The organism is Streptomyces sp. NPDC005962, assembly GCF_040629205.1.
Taxonomy (GTDB): domain Bacteria; phylum Actinomycetota; class Actinomycetes; order Streptomycetales; family Streptomycetaceae; genus Streptomyces.
Genome location: NZ_JBEXVE010000051.1, coordinates 1 through 22,190, shown reverse-complemented (window position 1 = coordinate 22,190; position 22,190 = coordinate 1). Strand labels below are relative to the sequence as shown.

Annotated in this window: 4 protein-coding genes; 1 reads left to right on the top strand and 3 read right to left on the bottom strand. The window is 72.3% G+C overall.

Going from position 1 to position 22,190, the window contains the following annotated elements; translation table 11 throughout:
* Position 1: 1 nt before the first annotated feature.
* Positions 2-868 (top strand): alpha/beta hydrolase, encoded by an 867-nt coding sequence (locus tag ABZ370_RS43155; RefSeq protein ID WP_358633799.1) that lies wholly within the window; start codon positions 2-4, stop codon positions 866-868.
* Positions 869-937: 69 nt separating this feature from the next.
* On the opposite strand, the gene ABZ370_RS43150 is transcribed toward ABZ370_RS43155, so the two are convergent.
* The 3 genes from ABZ370_RS43150 to ABZ370_RS43140 form a co-directional block, all read right to left on the bottom strand.
* Positions 938-5,929, bottom strand: coding sequence for a type I polyketide synthase (locus ABZ370_RS43150; protein ID WP_358633797.1), 4,992 nt, complete (start codon positions 5,927-5,929; stop codon positions 938-940).
* A 25-nt stretch (positions 5,930-5,954) separates the two neighbouring features.
* Complete coding sequence (locus tag ABZ370_RS43145) at positions 5,955-17,984, bottom strand: SDR family NAD(P)-dependent oxidoreductase (RefSeq protein ID WP_358633794.1); 12,030 nt, start codon at positions 17,982-17,984, stop codon at positions 5,955-5,957.
* Between the two features lie 42 nt (positions 17,985-18,026).
* The coding region (locus tag ABZ370_RS43140) for an SDR family NAD(P)-dependent oxidoreductase (protein ID WP_358633792.1) at positions 18,027-22,190 on the bottom strand (4,164 nt) is incomplete at its 5' end.

The window sequence follows — 22,190 nt, the reverse complement described above, 5'->3', positions numbered from 1 at the left end:
TATGGATCTTTCCGTGCCCGTAACCGACGATGTGAAATTACATTTCCGACACCGGCCTGGAACCGCATCCCCCGTATTCCTGCTGGTGCATGGCATGGCCTCGAACGCCCGTATGTGGGACGAGGTCGCCGACCATCTGGCCGCCGCGGGCCATCCGGTGTACGCGGCCGACCTGCGCGGCCACGGCGAGTCCGACACCCCGGAGAAGGGGTACGACACGCCGACTGCCGTCGCGGACCTGGTGGCGGCCTGCGCCGCCCTCGGGCTGTCCCAAGTGGTGGTGGCCGGGCACTCCTACGGCGGCAACGTATCGGTGCGGCTGACCGCCGAACACCCCGAGCTGGTGGCGGGGCTGGCCCTGGTCGACGGCGGCTGGCTCGAACCCGCCAAGGCCTTCCCGTCGTGGGAGGCGTTCCGCGGCGCGCTGCGCCCGCCCGCGCTGGACGGCGCCACGGTGCAGAGCGTGAGCGACTACTTCCGGGACATTCATCCCGACTGGTCGCCGGCGGCGATCGAAGCGGCCGTGGCCACCATGCGGGAGAACCCGGACGGTTCGCTGTCCCGGCGCATGTCCCTCGAACAGCACACATCGATGCTGCGCAGCATCTGGGACGAGCCGCCGAGCCCCTTCTACTCCGCCATTTCGGTGCCCACCCTGCTGATGCCCGCCATCCCCAAGGGCGCGGACCGGCCGTGGGCGGACCGCATCCGCTCACGCGTCGAGGCCACCACGGCCACGCTGCGCGGGGCGACCATGCGCGCATACCTGGACTCGGAGCACGACCTGCACGCGCAGCACCCCGGGCGGGTGGCGGGGGATCTGCTCGAGCTGGCCCGTACCGTCCGGCAGGTCCGCAACCCTCGCTGAGGGGCATACGAAGAACCCCCGTACGGCACCGTACGGGGGTTCTTCGCGAGGGCTCCCGGGCCGGGCCGCTCAGGTTCCCAGTTCGCGGTCGATGAGGGCGAACACTTCGTCGGCGGTGGCGGCGGCGAGGTCCCGCTCGTCCACCGGCGCCCCGCCCTCGTCCGCCGCGGTGGCCGTGTACTTCCACAGGAGGCCCTGCAGACGGTTCACCAGCCCGGTGCGCCGCGGGTCTTCGGCCGCCATCGCGGCCAGCGACGCCTCCAGCGCGTCGAGATGTCCGAGCCCCGGGTGGGCGGTGGCGGAGTCCTCCGGGGCCAGCCGGGCCAGCAGAAGGCCCGCCAGGGTCTCCGGTGTCGGATAGTCGAAGACCACCGTCGTCGGCAGGCTCAGCCCGGTGGCGGCACGCAGCCGGTTTCTGAGCTCCACCGCCGCGATCGAGTCGAAGCCCAGTTCCTTGAACGGCCGCCCCGGGTCGACCGCCTCCGCCGCCGGATAGTGCAGTACGGCGGCCACATGGCCGCGTACCAGGGCCAGTAGCCGTCCGGACCGGTCGTCCTCGTCCAGCGCGGCCAGCTCCTCGCGCAGCGCCACGGCGCCGTCCGGGCCGGACTCCCCTTCGGCGGGCTCCTGTGCGGCCTCGATGGCGTGGCGGGCGTCCGGCACCGTGTCGAACAGCCTGCTCGTCCGGGCGAGGGTGAACAGGGGCGCGAAGCGTTCCCATGTGACATCGGCGATCGTCATCTGCGGATCGTCATGGTCGAGCACCTGGCGCAGGGCGTTCAGCGCCCGGCGGGGGTCCAGGGGCGAGAGTCCCTGACGTCGGGAACGCTCGGTGTGCGGGGCCAGCGGGTCCGGCGCATCGCCGCCGTCCGACAGGTCCCACAGCCCCCAGGCGATCGAAACCGTGGCCCGGCCGTCTGCCTGTCGGCATCGCGCGAGCGCGTCGAGGTGGGCGGTCGCGGCGGCGTACGCGCCGTGGTCCTTACTGCCCCATGCCGTCGCGACGGTGGAGCAGTAGATCACGGTGTCCTCGGGGCCGAGACCACACAACGCCTCAACGTCCGCTTCGGAACAGGCGAGTTGAGCGGAGATCTCATGGGCCAGCCGTTCCGGTGTCAGCTCCGTCAGCGGTGCCAGCGCACCGGAGGCCGTGGTGTGCACGACCGTCCCGATGCGTACGCCCTCCGACGCCAGTCGCTCGACGGTACGGACGACAGCCGCCCGGTCGCCGAGCGCGCGGTCCGCGATCGTCAGATCGGCGCCGAGCGCGTCCAGCTCGGCCTTCAGCGCGGTGGCGCCGTCATCGTCCTGGTGGCCCAGCAGGATCACCCGCTGGGCGCCGCTGTCCGCGGCCCATCGGGCGATGTGGGCCGCCGGGCCGGTGGTGTCTCCGGTGATGAGCACGGCGCCGCGCGGCGCCCAGGTCCGTGAGGGCGCGCCGCGGCCGACGGGGGCGGGGACCAGCCGTCGCCCGTACGCGCCCGAGGTGCGCAGCGCCACCTGGTCCTCGCCGGACGCCCCGGCGAGCAGGGCCCGCAACCGGTCCGGGTCCACCGCGTCGGGGCTCGCGGGGAGGTCGAGCAACCCGCCCCACAGGGTGGGGTGTTCAAGGGCGGCGACCCGGCCGAGCCCCCAGAGCTGGGCCTGTGCCGGAGCGGCCACGGGGTCGGTGTCGCCGACGGACACCGCCCCGCGGGTGGCGCACCACAGGGGTGCCGCGAGATTCGCGTCCACCAGTGCGTGCAGCAGGGTGAGCGTGCCGGTCAGGCCGGTGGCCACGCCGTGGGGCCGGGGGTGTGCTGAGGCGTCGAGGGCCAGCAAGGACAGGACTCCGGCCGGTGGCGGCGCGTCGGCGTACCGATCGTGCAGCAGCTCCGTGAGCCGTGCCCGGCCGGTGTCCTCGGCGACGGTCAGCTCATCCACCTGCCCGCCACCCGCACGGAGCGCCTCGACGCAGACTTTCGCCCAGTCGTGTGCGCGGTCGGCCGGGCGGACGACGAGCCAGGTGTGCGTGCCGTCCGGAGCGTTGTCGGTGAGGTCGGGGATATCGGTGAGGGGCTGCCACTGGACGCGGTAGCGCCAGGAGTCCACGGCGGACCGCTCACGCCGCCCGCGGCGCCACTCGGAGAGCACGGGCAGCACCGTGTCCCACGACGACCGCGTACCAGGGTCGTCGGGGATTCGCAGCGCGTCGGGGAGCGCCCCCAGGTCCTCGCCGTCGACCGCGGCCCAGAACCGGTCCTCGTCTTCGTCCTCGTCCGCCCTCGCCACGCGGTCGGCGGACACCGAGTCGGGCAGCCAGTACCGCTCCCGCTGGAAGGCGTAGGTGGGCAGGTCGACGGTGTGCGGGGCCGCCGGACCGGTCGGGTGGAGGGTCGTCCAGTCGACGTCGGCCCCGGCGGTGAACGCCTGGGCGAGGGACGCGATCAGCTGCGCCCTGCCCCCGTGGTCACGGCGCAGGGTGGGCACCGTGACGGCCTCGACACCCGTGTGCTCGAACGTCTCCTGCATGCCGACGGTCAGCACGGGGTGGGTGCTGGACTCGACGAACACCCGGTGGCCATCGGACAGCAGCGCCTCGACGGCGTCGGCGAACCGTACGGGCTCCCGCAGATTCGTCACCCAGTAGCCGCTGTCGAGGGTGGCGGTGTCGATCCGTCCGCCGGTGACCGTGGAGTAGAACGCCACCTTCGACGCGCTCGGCCGGATTCCGGCCAGAGCCTCGGTCAGTTCACCGGCGATCTCGTCGACCTGTGGGCCGTGCGAGGCGTAGTCCACGTCGATGAGCCGCGCCCGGTCGCCGTTCTCCTCGCATACGGCCACCGCGGCGGCCACCTGCTGCGGGGGACCTGAAATCACGGTGGAGAACGGGCCGTTGACGGCAGCCACGCCGACCTCGGCGGCCTGGTCGCCGAGGTCGGCCAGCAGCTTGCCCGCCTGCTCGCGGCCCAGGCCGAGCGACGCCATCGCCCCGCCGCCCGCCAGTCGGCGCAACGCCCGGCTGCGCAGCGCCACGATCGTGGCGCCGTCCTCCAGGGACAGCGCACCGGCCACCACGGCCGCCGCGATCTCGCCCTGGCTGTGGCCCACGACGGCGGTGGGCGTCACCCCGCGCCCGGCCCACACCGACGCCAGGGAGACCATCACCGCCCAGAGCACGGGCTGCACCACATCCACCCGGCCCAGATCGCCCCCGGCACCGCGCAGGACGTCGGTGAGCGACCAGTCGACGTACGGCGACAGCGCCCGCTCGCACTCCGCCACGCGCGCCGCGAACACCGGCGAGGCGTCGAGCAGCCCGGCGCCCATGCCCGCCCACTGCGAGCCCTGGCCGGGAAACACCAGCACCGGCCCGGACTCGCCCGCCACGGCGGCGGCACCGGGGTGGACGATGCCCGGGTGCGCTTCCCCGGCGGCGAGCGCCGCGACGGCCGCCATCAGCGCGTCCCGGTCCTCGCCGAACGCCACGGCCCGGTGGCCGAACAGCGCGCGGGTGGTGGCGAGCGACCAGCCCACATCGGCCACGGGCAGCGGCGGGTCCTCCGCCACCCGTGCCGCCAGCGCCGCCGCCTGTCCCCGCAGGGCCCGCTGGCTACGGGCGGAGAGCACCCACGCGGTGACGTCGGCAGCCGCGCCCGCCGCGAGTTCGGTGGCCTGCGGCGCCTCGGACGGTTCGGGCGCCTGCTCCAGAATCAGATGGGCGTTGGTGCCGCTGATGCCGAAGGAGGACACGCCCGCGCGGCGCGGACGTTCGCCCTTCGGCCACGCCACCGGCTCGGTCAGCAGCCGTACGCCGCCGCCCTCCCAGTCCACGTGCGGCGTCGGCTCGTCGATGTGCAGGGTGACCGGCAGCGTCTCCCGCCGGAGCGCCATCACCATCTTGATCACCCCGGCCACGCCCGCCGCGGCCTGGGCGTGGCCGATGTTCGACTTGAGAGAGCCCAGCCACAGCGGCCGGTCGGCCGTCCGGTCCCGGCCGTACGTGGCCAGCAGCGCGTGCGCCTCGATCGGGTCCCCGAGCGAGGTCCCCGTGCCGTGTGCCTCCACCGCGTCCACCTGGTCGGCGGCGAGGCGTGCGCCGGCCAGGGCGTGCCGGATCACCCGCTCCTGCGCCACGTCGTTGGGCGCGGTCAGGCCGTTGCTGGCGCCGTCCTGGTTGACGGCCGAACCACGGATCACCGCCAGCACCCGGTGTCCGTTGCGCCGCGCGTCCGACAGCCGCTCCAGCAGTACCAGCCCGACGCCCTCGGAGAATCCGGTGCCGTCGGCCGCCGCCGCGAAGGACTTGCAGCGCCCGTCGGGAGCCAGTCCGCGCTGCCGGGCGAACTCGGCGAACGCGGTGGGGGTCGTGAGCGCGGTGACCCCGCCCGCGAGCGCCAGTTCGCATTCGCCCTGGCGCAGCGCCTGGCAGGCCAGGTGCATCGCCACCAGGGACGACGAACACGCGGTGTCCACCGTGACCGCGGGCCCTTCCAGCCCGAAGGTGTATGCCACCCGGCCGGACACCACGCTGGTGAGACTGCCGGTGGTGGCGTACCCCTCGAAGCCCTCGGGAATCCGGGGCATCCGGGACAGATAGTCCTGGCTGGACACCCCGGCGTACACACCGGTCGGGGTGCCCTTCAGCGACGTGGGGTCGATGCCCGCCCGTTCCAGCAGTTCCCAGGCCACTTCCAGCAGCAGCCGCTGCTGTGGGTCCATCGCCAGCGCCTCGCGCGGGCTGATGCCGAAGAACTCGGCGTCGAAGCGGTCGGCCTCGCGCAGGAATCCACCGTGCCGGACATAGCTGGTACCGGGCTGGTCGGGGTCCGGGTGGTACAGGCCCTCCAGATCCCAGCCACGGTCGGTGGGGAACTCCTCGATCCCGTCCCCGCCCGAGGACACCAGCTCCCATAACTCCTCGGGCGAGCCCACCCCGCCGGGATAGCGGCAGGCCATGCTCACGACGGCCACCGGTTCCTGGGACCGTTCCTCCATGTCCCGCACCCGCTGACGGGCCTGCCCCAGATCCACCGTGACCCGCTTGAGGTATTGGCGGAGCTTTTCTTCCGTACCCGACATCAGTCCTCACTCACGCTACTCGTGATCAAGACGGCAGTTCCCGGTCGATGAACGCGAACAGTTCGTCGTCCGACGCGGCTTCCACGGCCCCGTCGTCCACGGTCCGACCATCGGCGGCCTCGGGCGTGGTGTCGCCGAGCCGCCACAGCAGGGCCTCCAGGCGCTTCGCCAGCCTGCCGCGGACCTCGTCGTCGGGGACGAACCGCGCCATCGCCCCCTCCAGCTTCTCCAGCTCGCCGAAGACGGGGGCGGACGTGTCCGCGACCGCGGGGCACAGCTGTACGCGGAGGTCGTCCGCGATGGCCGAGGGCGTCGGATGCCGGAAGATGAACGTGGCGGGCAGCCGCAGCCCGGTGGTCGCGGCGAGCCGGTTGCGCAGCTCGACGGCGGTCAGCGAATCGAAGCCGAGATCCTTGAACGGGGTGTCACCGGCCACCGCCCCGGTATCGCTGTGCCCCAGCACCGCGGCCGCCTGGGTGCGTACCAGGTGGAGCAGTTCGCGGTGTTGTTCGTCCGGCGAAAGTGCCACGAGTCGGCTGACCAGCCCCGCGGCGGGTGCGCCGGTTGCGGCGGTTCGCCGTGCGGCGGCGCCGCGGGCGTCGCTGGTGAGAGCGCGCAGCAGGGCCGGGAGCGCGTCGGCGGGCTGTGCGGACAGGGCGCGGACGTCCAGGTCGACGGCCGCAGGCTGCGGATCGCCGTGCCAGCAGGCGGCGTCCAGCAGGTGCAGCGCTTGGTCGCTGGACATAGCGGCGATTCCGGACCGGGACATCCGGGCCAGGTCCGCCTCGGCCAGATGGCCGGTCATCCCGCTGGCCTCGGCCCACAGTCCCCACGCCACCGATACGCCGGGGAGTCCGGCGGCCTGGCGGTGGGATGCGAGGGCGTCACAGAAGGCGTTGGCCGCCGCGTAGTTGGCCTGCCCGGGGCTGCCCATGACTCCGGCGGCGGAGGAGAACATTACGAACATGGCCAGAGGAAGGTGTGCGGTGGCGGTGTGCAGGTTGGCCGCGGCGGTGGCCTTGGCCGCCCAGGTCCGGGCCAGCCGCTCGGGCGATTGCGAGGTGACGACGGCGTCGTCCAGCACGCCCGCGGCATGGATGACACCGGTCAGCGGATGCGCCGGGTCGATGCCCTCGATGAGATCGACGACGGTGGCGGGGTCGGCCACATCGGCTGCGACGATCCGCACCTCTGCGCCCAACTCACCTAGCTGGACCGCTAGTTCCTTGGCTGCGAGGGCGTCGGGACCGCTGCGGCTGACCAACAGGAGATGCCGGACACCCCAGACACGGACGAGGTGTTCTGCCACCTGACCGCCCAAGGTGCCGGTACCGCCCGTGATCAGTACCGTTCCGTCCGGATTCACCGGGGCCGGGACGTCGAGCACCAGCTTGCCGGTGTGCCTGGCCTGACTCAGATACCGCAACGCCTCCCGCGCCCGACTCAGCGGCCACGCCCGCACCGGAGGCGGCACCAGAGCACCGGACGCGAACAGCTCCCCCAGTTCGCCCAGCATCCGACCGATACGGTCCGGCCCGGCACCCGTGATCAGGTCGTACGCCTCGTACCGCACCCCGGGAAACTCCGCCGCGACCTGCTCCGGATCACGGACATCGGTCTTCCCCATCTCCAGCAACCGGCCACCATCGGCCAGCAACCGCAGGGAAGCGTCCACAAAGGGCCCGGCCAGGCTGTTCAGTACGACATCCACGCCACGGCCACCGGTGGCCTCCCGTACTGCGAACTCGAAGTCCAGATCACGTGACGAAGCCCGGTGTCCCTGGTCGATGCCCATGCCCTCCAGCACGGTGTGCTTGCCGGGACTCGCCGTGGCGTAAATCTCCGCACGCACATGGCGGGCGATCTGCACCGCCGCCATCCCCACACCACCCGTCGCCGCATGGATCAGCACTGACTGGCCCGGCCGGAGTCCGGCGAGGTCCGTGAGCCCGTACCAGGCGGTGAGGAACGCCACCGGTACGGCGGCGGCCTGCTGGAAGTTCCAGCCGGTGGGGATGGGAGCAACCAGCCGGGCGTCCGTGACCGTCAGAGGGCCGAAGGACTGGTCGAAGACGCCCATGACCCGGTCTCCCACCGCCACTTCGGTGACTTCGGGGCCGATGTCCACCACCACACCGGCACCTTCGCCACCCAGCCCGGTCTGTCCCGGGACCATGCCCAGGCTCACCACGACGTCACGGAAGTTGATACCGGCCGCGCGGACGGCGATGCGTACCTGGCCCGCTCCGAGCGGCTCCAGCACCTCTGGGCAGGGCACCGGCGCCACGTTGTCCAGGGTCGCCGTGCCGACGGTGTCCAATCGCCATGCGGCCGGTTGCTCCACCGGGCCCACGAGCCCCGCGCCACCCGCACCGGCCCGGACGAGGCGGGGTACGAGGACCCGCCCCGCGCGGATGGCGAGCTGTGGTTCGTCACTCTCCACGGCGTGCGTGACCGCGGCCCGTACGGTGTCGGCCTCAGCCCCGGCCCCGGCCCCGGCGTCGAGGTCGAGGAGCAGGAACCGGCCGGGGTTCTCCGACTGGGCGCTGCGTACCAGGCCCCGGACGGCGGCGGCCGCCACCTCCACACCGTCCATGGCAAAGCCCTCAGCGGCGACCGCGCTGTGCGTCACCACCGCCAACCGAGCCTCGGACAGCCGTGGTTCGGCCAGCCAGCCCTGGAGCAGGGTCAGTGTCCGTTCCGTCATGGCCAGGCCCTCGGTCGCCATCTCGTCGCCGACGCCCGTGGACGGTACGTCGGCGAAGACCACCGGCGGGGCCTGCTCCCCGCGATCGAGCGCCTCGATCAATGCCGTGAGATCCGCGAGGTGGTTCACATCCGGCCCGGCAAGGTGCGGGGATTCGGTGCCCAGCACCGCCCAGCGGCCGTCGCCGCCCGCCGGTTCCGTGGTGCCCACGGGAAGGGGCAGCAAGGTCCAGTCGAGGCTGAACAGGCTGTCCGTGCGACGGGGGTCCACCGACCGCAGCTGGTCCGCAATCGCCGGGCGCATCGCCACCGAATCCACAGTCAGCACCGGCGCACCGACCGCATCCGCCACGGTCAGGCGCAGGGCTCGTTCGCCGTCCGCGCTCTGCTCGTGGGGCGAGAGCCGGACCCGGACCGTGGTCGCCTCGGCCGCCCACAGCCTCACGCCGTTCCACGCGAACGGCAGCCACACCTGGCCAGGGGCGGTTTCGGTGTCCGTGCCGGTGGCGAGCTGGTCGATCAGCAGGGCCGGGTGCAGGGCGGCGTCGAGCAGCGCCGGGTGGAGGCCGAAGCCACCGTGTTCGCCCGCAGCGTCCGGCAGCACGACCTCGGCCAGGACGTCCGCGCCGTCCTGCCATACCGCCCGCAGGCCCTGGAAGGCGGGCCCATACGCATACCCCGCCGCCGCGACGCGTTCGTAGAATCCCTCGGTCTCCAGTGGCTCCGCGCCCGGCGGGGGCCATGCCCCACCCAGACCGGGCACGTCGTCGGTGCGGTCGGCGGGCGCGCTCAGTACGCCCTCCGCGTGGCACATCCACGTGGCGCCGGGGTCTGTATCGCCGTCGGGGCGCGAGTACACCCGAACGTCCCGGCGTCCGTCGTCTCCGGACGCTCCGACGACCACCTGAAGCCGCACCCCGCCGGACGAGGGCAGCACCAGCGGGACCTGGAGCGCCAGCTCCTCCACACCACCGGCGCCGACCTCGTCGGCGGCCCGCAGCGCCCACTCCGTCAGGGCCGCGCCCGGCACCAGCACCGCGCCCGCCACCACATGCTCACCGAGCCACGACTGCCTACGCGCCGAAAGACGGCCTGTCAGCACCCGGCCATTGCCATCGGCAAGGTCCATTGCGGCGGCCAACACGGGATGCCGGGCGGACACCAGACCGAGATCGGCGGGGTCGCCTCCGCGGCCACTGTGGCCGTCGAGCCAATACCGCTCCCGCTGGAAGGCGTACGTGGGCAGCTCCACGACCCGGGGCGTGGGCGAGGCCGGGTACAGGGTCGTCCAGTCGACGTCGACTCCGGCGATGAACGCCTGGGCGAGCGCCCGGACCAGCTGGGCCCGGTCTCCGTGGTCGCGGCGCAGCGTGGGCACCGTGACGGCCTCCACGCCCGTGCTCTCGAAGGTCTCCTGCATGCCGATGGTCAACACGGGGTGGGTGCTGGTCTCGATGAACACCCGACGCCCGTCGGCCAGCGCCGCCCCGAGCGCGTCGGAAAACCGTACGCGCTCCCGCAGATTCGTCACCCAGTACGCGGTGTCCAGTTGTGCCGTATCGGCCTGGCCGCCGGTCACCGTGGAGTAGAAGGTGATGCCTGTTCCGGAGGTGTCGTTCGGGTGGATGCCCTCCAGTTCCCGGAACAGCTCGTCGCGGATCTCGTCGATCTGGGGGCCGTGCGAGGCGTAGTCCACGTCGATCAGCCGTGCCCGGTCGCCGTTCTCCTGGCATGCGGCCACTGCGGTGGCCACCTGCTGAGGCGGGCCTGAAATGACCGTGGACGACGGGCCGTTAACCGCAGCCACACCCACCTCAGCGGCCTGGTCTCCGAGCCGGGCCAGTAGCTGTTCGGCCTGCTCCAGGCCCACGCCGAGCGACGCCATTGCCCCACCACCGGCCAACCGACGCAACGCCCGGCTGCGCAGCGCCACCACCTTCGCACCGTCCTCCAACGACAACGCCCCGGCGACGACCGCGGCCGCGATCTCGCCCTGGCTATGTCCCACTACCGCCGCAGGCTTCACACCGTGTCCCGCCCACACCGCCGCCAGCGACACCATCACCGCCCACAACACCGGCTGCACCACATCGACCCGGTCCAGATCGCTCCCGTCACCGCGGAGCACATCGGTGAGCGACCAGTCGACATACGGCGACAGCGCCCGCTCGCACTCCGCCACCCGGGCCGCGAACACCGGCGAGGCGTCGAGTAGAGCGGCTCCCATCCCTACCCACTGCGAACCCTGGCCCGGGAACACCAGCACCGGGCCCGCATCGCTTACTGGTGCCGGGACACCCGCATGCACCACACCCGGGTGGGACTCCCCTGCCGCCAGTGCCTCGGCGGCCGCCACCAACTCCGCACGGTCCTCACCCACCACCACCGCACGATGCTCAAACACCGACCGCGTCCTCACCAACGACCAGCCCACATTCGTCGGCGTCAGCCCAGGGTCCTCGGCCAGACGCGCCACCAGCCCCGCGCCCTGCCCGCGCAGCGCCTCCGCGCTGCGCGCGGACAGCACCCAGGGCACGACGCCACCGTGCTCGGGCACCGGCTCCACCTCGGGCGGCGCGTCCGGGGCCTGCTCCAGGATCACGTGGGCGTTCGTACCGGAGGCGCCGAAGGAGGACACTGCGGCGCGACGAGGGCGCTCGCCAGGCGGCCACTCCACGGAATCGGTCAGCAGCCGTACCGCACCGCTGGCCCAGTCGACATGAGGTGTCGGCTCATCGATATGCAACGAGGCGGGAAGTACGCCGTGCCGCATGGCCTGCACCATCTTGATGACACCCGCTACGCCTGCGGCCGCCTGCGTATGCCCGATGTTCGACTTGACCGAGCCCAGCCACAGCGGCTGGTCGGCGGTGCGCTCCTGGCCGTAGGTGGCCAGCAGCGCCTGCGCCTCGATCGGATCGCCCAGAGTGGTGCCCGTGCCATGGGCCTCGACCGCGTCCACCTCGGACGCCGACAACCCGGCACCCGCCAGCGCCTGCCGGATCACCCGCTGCTGCGACGGCCCATTCGGCGCCGTCAAACCATTCGACGCACCATCCTGATTCACCGCCGAACCCCGGATCACCCCCAGCACCGTCCGCCCATGACGCCGCGCATCCGACAACCGCTCCAACAGCAGCAGGCCTACACCCTCGCCCCAGCCCGTACCATCCGCAGACGCGGCGAACGGCTTGCACCGACCGTCGGGGGCCAGGCCGCGCTGACGCGAAAAGCCGGTGAACACATCCGGCGTGGCCATCACCGTCACACCACCGGCCAGAGCGAGCGTGCACTCACCCTGCCGCAGAGCCTGCGCCGCCAAATGCATCGCCACCAACGACGACGAACACGCCGTATCCACCGTCACCGCCGGACCTTCCAACCCGAGCGTGTACGCCACCCGGCCTGAGACCACGCTGCCCGACCCCGCGAGCATCGCATAGCCTTCGAGCTTGGCATCGGCGCCGCTGCTCAGCCCGGCCGCGTAGTCGTGGTACATCACCCCGGCGTAGACACCGGTCGGACTGCCCTTCAGCGACACGGGGTCGATACCCGCCCGCTCCACCACCTCCCACGCCGCCTCCAACAACAGACGCTGCTGCGGATCGGTCGCCAGTGCCTCCCGTGGGTTGATGCCGAAGAACCCCGCGTCGAACGCGTCGGCGTCATGGAGGAAGCCGCCCTCGTTCGCGTAGCTGGTCCCGGGGTGGTCGGGGTCCGGGTGGAAGAGGCCGTCCAGGTCCCAGCCCCGGCCGGTCGGAAACGCCCCGATGACGTCCCTTCCCGAGGCGACCAGCTCCCACAACTTCTCGGGAGACGTCGCGCCACCGGGGAACCGGCAGGTCATCCCCACGATCGCGATGGGCTCACCAGGGTCGGCCACCGTCACCGCCGGGCCCCGCGCCACCGTGGACTCGCCCACCAATCGAGTGCTCAGGTAGGTGGCCAGGACGTGTGGTGTCGGATAGTCGAACACCATCGTGGCGGGCAACCGCAACCCCGTCACCGCCGACAGACGATTACGCAACTCCACCGCCGTCAACGAGTCAAAACCCAGCTCCTTGAACGAAACCCCCGACCGCACCTCACCAGACGAACCAAACCCCAACACCACCGCCACACAACCCCGCACCACCTCCCCCACCACATCCAACCGAGCCCCCTCATCCAGCCCCACCAACCGCCCAGCCAACCCACCAGCCTGCCCACTGCCGTCAGCCACCCGACGACGAACCCGACCCACCACCAACCCACGCAACACCGCAGGCACACCACCACCCACCACACCCACCACATCAAGATCCACAGCAACCACCAGCGCACACCCGACCCGGCACGCGGCATCCAGCAGGGCGAGTCCACGCTCGGAGGACAACGGCCTCATTCCACGCAGCCGGGTCAGATCCATCTGGCCCATGTGCCCGGTCATGGCGCTGGCCTGCTCCCACAGTCCCCATGCCACCGAGACCCCGGGCAGCCCGAAACCACGGCGGCGCGCGACCAGCGCATCGACGTAGGCGTTCGCGGCCGCGTATCCGGCCTGCCCCGCGTTGCCCACCACCCCGGCGGCCGAGGAGAACACCACGAACAAGCCCAGCGGCAGATCCGCCGTCGCGGCATGGAGATGAGCCGCCACCGTGGCCTTGGCCGCCCACACCCGCGCCACTTGTCGTGGAGTCAGCGAGGTGATCACCGCGTCGTCCAGAACACCCGCAGCATGGATGACCCCGGTCAGCGGATGTTCCACATCGATCCCCGTCACCAGCTCGGCCACCGCGCCCGCGTCCGTGACATCCACCGGGACGACGCGTACCCGTGCACCCATTTCGAGCAGTCGATCGGCCAGCTCGTGCGCACCCGGGGCCTCGGGGCCACGGCGGCTCGCCAGCACCAGGTGCTTGACCTGCCAGGTGCGTACGAGGTGCTCGGCGACCAAGCCGCCCAGCATGCCTGTGCCACCGACGATCAGCACTGTCCCGTCCGGGTCGAGGACACCGGGCGGCAGCTCCGGCCGCTCGCTCGTGGACTCGTCACGGCCTGCGCGGGCAGCGGCCAGCCGGGGCACCAGCAACTGCCCGGCCCGCATGACCACCTGCGGCTCATCAGCCGATACAGCCCGGGCCACGGCATCGACCACACCACGATGAGGCACCTCGGCGTGGAGGTCCGGGTCGGTATCGAGGAGGACGAACCGATCCGGATTCTCCGCCAGTGCACTCCGCAGCAGGCCCCATACGGCGGCACCGGCCAGGTCCGAGGCGTCTTCCTCTACGTACGCGACCGCGCCCCGCGTCACCACCACCAACCGGGCCTCGGTCAGCCGAGGCTCGGCCAGCCAGCCCTGCACCAGTTCCAGCGCGTGTCCGACAGCGGTCAGACTGTCGGTCGCATCCGCCACGAGGTCATCGTCGGCGGGCTCACAGGCGGCGGGGAGATACGCCAAGGCCATGGCCGGAGGAGGCGTACCGCCGTCCATCGCGGCGGTCAACGCCGTCAGATCCGGGTGGCACACCGCGCCGTCGGAGCCGTTGTCGTCCCGGCCCAGGACCACCCAGTCGTCGGCTTCCACCGTGACCGGCGCGGCAGGCAAGGGCGTCCAGTCGAGCGTGAACAGCCCACCGGCACCGCGCCCGCCGACATCGCGCCCGCCCATGGACCGCAGCTGCTCGGCGTCGGCCGGGCGCATCGTGAGGGAGTCGACCGTGAGGACGGGAGCGCCCCCGGCATCCGCCACGACCAGCCGGAGCCCGCGCTCGCCCTCTGTGCTCCCCTGATGTGGCGTGAGCCGCACGCGGACCGTGGTCGCGTCCGTGGCCCACAGGGATACGCCGTTCCAGACGAACGGCAACCACAGCTGCTCGGCCACCTCCGCCGCCTCGGAGTCGGCGGCGAACCGGTCGGCCAGGAGAGGATGCAGGGCGGCGTCGAGGAGCGCCGGGTGAATACCGAAGCCGTCATGGTCTCCGGCATCCTCGGGCAGCGCCACCTCGGCCAGCAGATCCCGGCCATCACGCCACACTGCCCGAAGCCCGTGGAACGACGGGCCGTACGCGTACCCCATCGCCGCCGCCCGCTCGTAGAACCCCGACGCGTCCAGCGGTTTCGCGTGCGCGGGGGGCCACGCGCCGCACAGTTCGTCCGCCGGGCCGCCCGGGGACGGTGGGCTCAGCACACCTTCCGCGTGGCACACCCACCCCTGGTCGCCGCCCGGTTCGGCGGTGCGGGCGGGGCGGGAGTAGACCCGTACGTCGCGCCTTCCGTCCTCGGCCGCCTCGTCCACCACGACCTGTACGCGCAAGCCGCCCGACTCCGGCAGCACCAAGGGCACCTGCAGCGCCAGCTCCTCGACGCCGCCGCACCCGGCTTCGTCGGCCGCCCGCAGCGCCCACTCCACCAGCGCCGCACCGGGCATCAACACCGCGCCCGCGACGGCATGTTCGGCCTGCCATCCGCCACTTCCGGCCGAGACCCGGCCGGTCAGCAGCAATCCGCCGTCGGGCAGCCCGACCGCAGCGGGCAGCAAGGCATGCTCCACACGCTGCAACCCCGCTGCGGCCACATCGCCCACCCGACCACTCGTGGCAGTCGCCCAGAACCGCCGACGCTGAAACGCGTACGTCGGCAGATCCACCGTGCGCGGCTTCGACTCGGCCGGGAACAGGGTCGTCCAGTCCACGGGGACACCCGCGTTGAACGCCTGGGCGAGGGAGCGCACCAACTGGTCCTGGCCGCCATGGTCGCGGCGCAGCGTCGGCACGGCCGTCGCGTCGACGCCTGCCCGCTCGAAGGTCTCCTGCATGCCGACGGTGAGCACGGGGTGGGTGCTGGCCTCGATGAACACCCGATGCCCAGCGGTCAACAGCGCCTCGACCGCCTCCGCGAAGCGCACCTGCTCCCGAAGGTTCGTCACCCAGTACGCGGTGTCCAAACCGCTGGTGGAGATCCGGCCGCCGGTCACCGTGGAGTAGAACGTGATGCTGCTTCCGGAGGTGTCGTTCGTGCGGATGCCGTCCAGTTCGCGGAACAGCTCGTCGCGGATCTCATCGATCTGGGGACCATGCGAGGCGTAATCCACATCGATCAGCCGCGCCCGGTCGCCGTTCTCCTGGCACGCGGCCACCACCACGGCCACCTGCTCCGGCGGCCCCGAAACCACCGTAGAAGACGGCCCATTGACCGCCGCCACACCTACTGCCACTGCCCGATCGCCGAGGCGGGCCAGCAGCTGTCCGGCCTCTTCCTGGCCCACGCCGAGCGACGCCATCGCCCCACCACCGGCCAACCGACGCAACGCCCGACTGCGCAGCGCCACCACCTTCGCACCGTCCTCCAACGACAACGCCCCCGCCACGACCGCCGCCGCAATCTCACCCTGACTGTGGCCGACCACCGCCGCAGGCCGCACCCCATGACCCGCCCACACCGCCGCCAAAGACACCATCACCGCCCACAACACCGGCTGCACCACATCCACCCGACCCAGATCACCCCCGACACCGCGCAAGACATCGGTGAGCGACCAATCCACATACGGCGACAACGCCCGCTCACACTCCGCCACCCGCGCCGCGAACACCGGCGACTCATCGAGCAGTGCCGCACCCATCCCCACCCACTGCGAACCCTGCCCCGGAAACACCAACACCGGACCCACATCGCTCACCGGTGCCGGGACACCCGCATGCACCACACCCGGGTGGGACTCCCCTGCCGCCAGTGCCTCCAGCGCCGCCACCAACTCCGCACGGCCCGCACCCACCACCACCGCACGATGCTCAAACACCGACCGCGCCGTCACCAACGACCAACCCACATCCACCGGCATCAGCCCCGGAGCCTCAGCCAGACGCGCCGCCAACACGCCCGCCTGGCCTCGCACGGCCTCCACGCTCCGCCCCGAAACCACCCACGGCACCACACCACCCTGTTCGGGCACCGGCTCCGCCGCGGGCCGCGCGTCCGGGGCCTGCTCCACGATCACATGCGCATTGGTGCCGCTGATCCCGAAAGAGGACACCCCTGCCCGCCGTGGCCGGTCGCCGCGCGGCCACACGACGGGCCCGGTCAGCAGCCGTACGCCGCCTCCGTCCCACTCCACGTGCGGGGTCGGCTCGTCGGCGTGCAGGGTCGCGGGCAGCATCTCGTGCCGTAGCGCCATCACCATCTTGATCACACCGGCCACGCCCGCCGCGCCCTGCGTATGGCCGATGTTGGACTTCAAGGACCCCAGCCACAAAGGGCGGCCCTCCGGCCGGTCCTGCCCGTAGGTGGCGATGAGCGCGTCCGCCTCGATGGGGTCGCCCAGTGTGGTGCCGGTGCCATGGGCCTCGACGGCGTCCACCTCGGAGGGGGCCAGCCGGGCGCCGGTCAGCGCCTGGCGGATGACGCGCTGCTGCGACGGACCGTTCGGCGCGGTGAACCCGTTGCTGGCGCCGTCCTGGTTGATGGCCGATCCACGGATCACGGCCATCACCTGGTGACCGTTGCGCCGTGCGTCCGACAGGCGTTCCAGCAGCACCAGGCCGACGCCTTCACCCCACCCCGTACCGTCTGCGGTGGCGGCGAACGCCTTGCAACGGCCGTCCGGGGACAGGCCACGTTGCCGGGAGAATCCGGTGAACACCTCGGGGGTGGCCATCACCGTGACCCCACCGGCCAGGGCGAGCGTGCATTCGCCCTGCCGCAGTGCCTGACTCGCCAGGTGGATGGCCACCAGCGACGACGAGCATGCCGTCTCCACCGTGACGGCCGGGCCTTCCAGACCGAACGTGTAGGACACGCGTCCCGACAGCAGGCTCGGGGCGTTGCCCGCGTAGCCCTCGGATGCCTGCTCCGGGAGGTCGCCGGAAGCGGCACCGCCGGTGGTGGCCGTACCGGCGTAGACCCCCGTGGGCGAGCCCTTCAGCGACAGGGGGTCGATACCGGCCCGCTCGAATGCTTCCCAGGCGGTTTCGAGCAGCAGCCGCTGCTGCGGGCTGGTGGCGAGTGCCTCGCGCGGGCTGATGCCGAAGAACTGGGGGTCGAATTGGTCGGCGTCGTCAAGGAATCCGCCCCGGCGGACGTAGGTGGTGCCGGGGTGATCCGGGTCCGGGTGATAGAGGCCCTCCAGGTCCCAGCCACGGTCGGTGGGGAAGTCGCCGATGGCGTCGACTCCTTCGGACACCAGCCGCCACAGTGCCTCGGGCGTGTCCACTCCGCCCGGGAAGCGGCAGGCGACGCTCACCACGGCCACCGGTTCCTGGGACCGCTCTTCCACCTCGCGTAAGCGCAGCCGCGTCTCGTGCAGATCCGCGGACACGCGCTTCAGGTACTCGACCAGCTTCTCTTCGTTCACGTTCACATTCACCATGAGGTTTCACCCGGCCTTAAGCGGTCGTCGCGCCCGGCGCATTCAGGACACACCCAGTTCGTTGTCGATGAAGTCGAGGACCTGGGCCGCGGACGCGGACTCCAGGCGCTCCGCGGCGGTCGAGTCGCGCCCCGCCAGGTTCCGCGCCGCCTTCCACGTGGCCAGCAGACTCTCCAGCCGGGCCGTGATCGCCCCGGATTCGCCGTCCGCCACATCGAGTCCGGCCAACGTGGCTTCCAGCTTGGCCAGTTCGCTGAGGGCCGGGTCGGCACCGGACCGGGCCCGTGGGCCGTCTTCCTCGGGGGCGAGGCGCTCCAGCAGATAGTCGGCCAGGATGGCAGCCTCGGGGTAGTCGAAGACGAGGGCGGCCGGCAGCCGCAGACCGGTGGCGGCGGCGAGCCGGTTGCGCAGTTCCACCGCGGTCAGCGAATCGAAGCCCAGATCCTTGAAGCTGGTGTCCGCCTGGACGGCTTCCGCATCCGCGTGGCCCAGCACGGTGGTCGCGTGGCCGCGGACCAGGTCGAGCAGCGCCCGACGCCGCTCATCGGCGGACATTCCCGCCAGTCGGCCGGTCCAGTCGACCGGCTGCGCACCGGCGGCGGCCGCCGTGCGCCGTGCTGCCATACGCCCTTCCGTCGCACTCCCGGCAAGGGCACTCGCCGCGACCAGGGCGCGCAGCGCGGCGGGCAGGGTGTCCGGGGGCTGGGCGGCGAGGACGCGCGTGTTCACATCGGCCGCGACCAGTTGGTGGCCGCCGTGCTGGACTGCGGCGTCGAGCAGTGCCAGGGCGTGGTCGCCGGTCATCGCGGCGATACCGGAGCGGGCCATGCGTGCGTGATCCGCTTCGGTGAGGTTTCCCGTCATCCCACTGGACGCGGCCCACAGCCCCCACGCCACGGACACACCTGGCAGCCCTTCGGCCCGGCGGCGGGCGGCCAGCGCATCACAAAAGGCGTTGGCAGCGGCGTAGTTGGCCTGCCCGGGACTGCCCAGCACCCCGGCAGCCGAGGAGAACATCACGAACAAGCCCAGCCGCACATGCGCCGTCGCCGCGTGCAGATGAGCCGCCGCCGTGGCCTTCGCCTCCCACACCCGCGCCACCCGCTCCGGGGTCTGCGAGGTGAGCACCGCGTCGTCCAGCACACCGGCCGCGTGGATCACCCCGGTCAGTGGGTGTTCCGGGTCGACTCCCGCCACCAGGGCGGCCACCGTGGCGGCATCGGTGACATCCGCCGCCTCGATCCGTACCCGCGCGCCCAGTTCGCCCAGCCGGGCCGTCAGCTCCTTCGCGCCGTGCGCGTCGAGGCCGCTGCGGCTGACCAGCAACAGGTTCCTGATCTGCCACGTGCGCACCAGATGCTCGGCGACCAGGGCGCCCAGGGTGCCGGTACCGCCGGTGATCAGTACGGTGCCGTCCCAGTCGACCGGGGCCGGGACGTCCAGCACGAGCTTGCCGGTGTGCTTGGCCTGGCTAAGGTGGCGCAGCGCCTCCCGTGCCCGGTCCAACGGCCAGGCCCGCAACGGCGGCGGTTCCAGGACGCCGGTGGTGAAGAGCGCGCCCAGTTCGGCCAGCATCCGACCGATACGGTCGGGTCCGGCGTCCCCGATCAGGTCGTAGACCTGATAGCGCACACCCGGGTGGTCGGCCGCGATCCGCTCCGGATCGCGGATATCGGTCTTGCCCATCTCCAGGAGTCGGCCGCCCTCGTGCAGCAGCCGCAGCGAGGCGTCGACGAAGGGTCCGGCGAGGCTGTTCAGCACCACGTCCACGCCACGGCCGCCGGTGGCGTCCCGTACGACGTGCTCGAAGTCCAGGTCGCGCGAGGAGGCCCGGTGTGCGGCGTCGATGCCCATCGCCTCCAGCACCGCGTGCTTGGCGGGGCTCGCCGTGGCGTACACCTCGGCGCCCAGGTGACGGGCGATCTGCACCGCCGCCATGCCCACACCACCGGCGGCCGCGTGGATCAGCACCGACTCGCCCGCCCGGAGGCCACCCAGCTCCACCAGCCCGTACCACGCGGTGAGGAACACCACCGGCACCGCGGCCGCCTGCCGGAAGCTCCACCCGGTGGGAATCGGCGCCACCATACGTGCGTCCGTCACCGCCAGCGGGCCGAACGCGCGGTCGAAGACGCCCATGACCGGGTCGCCCACCGCCACCTGGGTTACACCCGGGCCGACCGCGACCACCACACCAGCGCCCTCGCCGCCCAGCCCGGTCTGTCCCGGGACCATGCTTAAACTGATCAGGGCATCACGGAAGTTGACGCCCGCCGCGTGCACCGCGACCCGCACCTGGCCCGCGCCCAGCGGCTCCAGCACCTCGGGGCAGGGCACCGGTTTCACATTGTCCAGCGTCGCCGCGCCCGTCAGTTCGAGCCGCCACGCGGGCTGCCCGGCCGGGGCCACCACTCCCCCGCTGCTCGCCCCACCGGCGCGCATCAGCCGGGGTACCAGGGTCCGCCCGGCGCGCAGCGCCACCTGCGGCTCGTCCATCGCCACGGCCCGCAGCACACCGTCCACCACGCTGTCGCCGGGGGCCGCGTCGGCCGGTTCACCGGCGGGGCCGAGGTCGAGCAGAAGGAAACGGCCCGGGTTCTCCGCCTGCGCGCTGCGCACCAGCCCGCACACCGCGGCACCGGCCGCGTTCACGCCACCGTCGCCATGCCCTTCGTCCTCGGACACCCCGACCGCGACCGCGCCCCGGGTGACGACCACCAACCGGGCATCGGACAGCCGCGGCTCGGCCAGCCAGCCCCGCAATAGCGCCAACGCCTCTTGTGTCAGGGCTAGTTCGGCATCCGCCGCGTCGCGGTCCTCGGTGGGCGCGGACAGGAAGGCGATGCCCACCGAGGGAAGGGGCGCACCACCATCGAGCGCGGCGACCAGCGACTCCAGGTGTGGATGGCAGCCCGCACCCTCGCCGATCGGGGCCACCGCCCCTACCTGGCCCAGCACCATCCAGTCGGCGGCATCCGACACGTCGGCGCCGTGTCCTTCCGGTGGCGTCGGCAGCGGGGTCCAGTCCAGGGTGAACAGCCCGTCCACATCGGGCTCCGCGGCGGCCCGCAGCTGCTCCGGGTCGGCCGACCGCATCACCAGCGCATCGACCGTCAGCACCGGAGCGCCCACCGCATCGGCCACGACCACCCGCAGGCCCCGCTCCCCCTCCGCGCCGTCCGCCTGCAACGGTCGGGGCGAGAGCCGGACCCGGACCGTCGTCGCGCCGCCCGCCCACAACGACACGCCCCTCCAGGTGAACGGCAGCCACACCCTGGCGCCGTCCCGTTCCGCCTCGGACGGGTCGAGCAGCAGCGCCGGGTGCAGGGCGGCGTCCAGCAGTGCGGGGTGGATGCCGAAGCCATCGCGGTCACCGGCGGCTTCGGGCAGCGCCACCTCGGCGAGAACGTCCGTACCGTCCCGCCACACGGCGCGTACGCCCTGGAAGGACGGGCCGTACGCGTATCCGGCCGCCGCCGCGCGCTCGTAGAATCCGGTCACATCCACCGGCTCCGCCTCCGCGGGAGGCCACGCCGCTGACCGCTCCTCCGTCCCGCCATCGGCGGAGGGCGGGCTCAGCACACCTTCCGCGTGGCACACCCACCCGGGGTCGGTGCCCGGTTCGGCATCGCGGTCGGGGCGGGAGTAGATCCGTACGTCGCGCCGCCGGTCCTCGGGGGCCGGGCCCGCCACCACCTGTACGCGCCGCCCGCCGGACGGGGGCAGCACCAGCGGGACCTGGAGCGCCAGCTCCTCCACCCCGCCGCACCCCGCCTCGTCGGCCGCCCGCAGCGCCCACTCCACCAGCGCCGCACCGGGCACCAGCACCGCACCGGCCATCACGTGTTCGGCCAGCCAGTTCCTGCCGCCGACGGCCGAGATGCGGCCGGTGAGTACCACCGCGCCGTCGGCCAGCCCCACCGCCGCGGGCAGCAACGCGTGCTCCACGCGCTGCAACCCGGCGGCAGCGACATCACCGATTCCACCGGCCGCGGACAGCCAGTACCGCTCGCGCTGGAAGGCGTACGTCGGCAGCTCCACCGTGCGCGGCGCGGGGTCGGCCGGGAACCAGCTCGCCCAGTCCACGTCGGTGGCCGATGTATGGAGTTGGGCGAGGGTGTGGCCGAGGGCGTGGATGTCGGGTTGTTTGTGGGTGAGGGTGGCTGCTACGAGGGGGTTGGGTCGGTTGGTGTCTGTGGTGGTGTG

Bases quoted from the DNA above. Each gene is read 5' to 3' on its own strand.
- ABZ370_RS43150 (WP_358633797.1), bottom strand. From the start codon at position 5,929: ATGTCGGGTACGGAAGAAAAGCTCCGCCAATACCTCAAGCGGGTCACG.
- ABZ370_RS43145 (WP_358633794.1), bottom strand. From the start codon at position 17,984: ATGGTGAATGTGAACGTGAACGAAGAGAAGCTGGTCGAGTACCTGAAG.
- ABZ370_RS43155 (WP_358633799.1), top strand. From the start codon at position 2: ATGGATCTTTCCGTGCCCGTAACCGACGATGTGAAATTACATTTCCGA.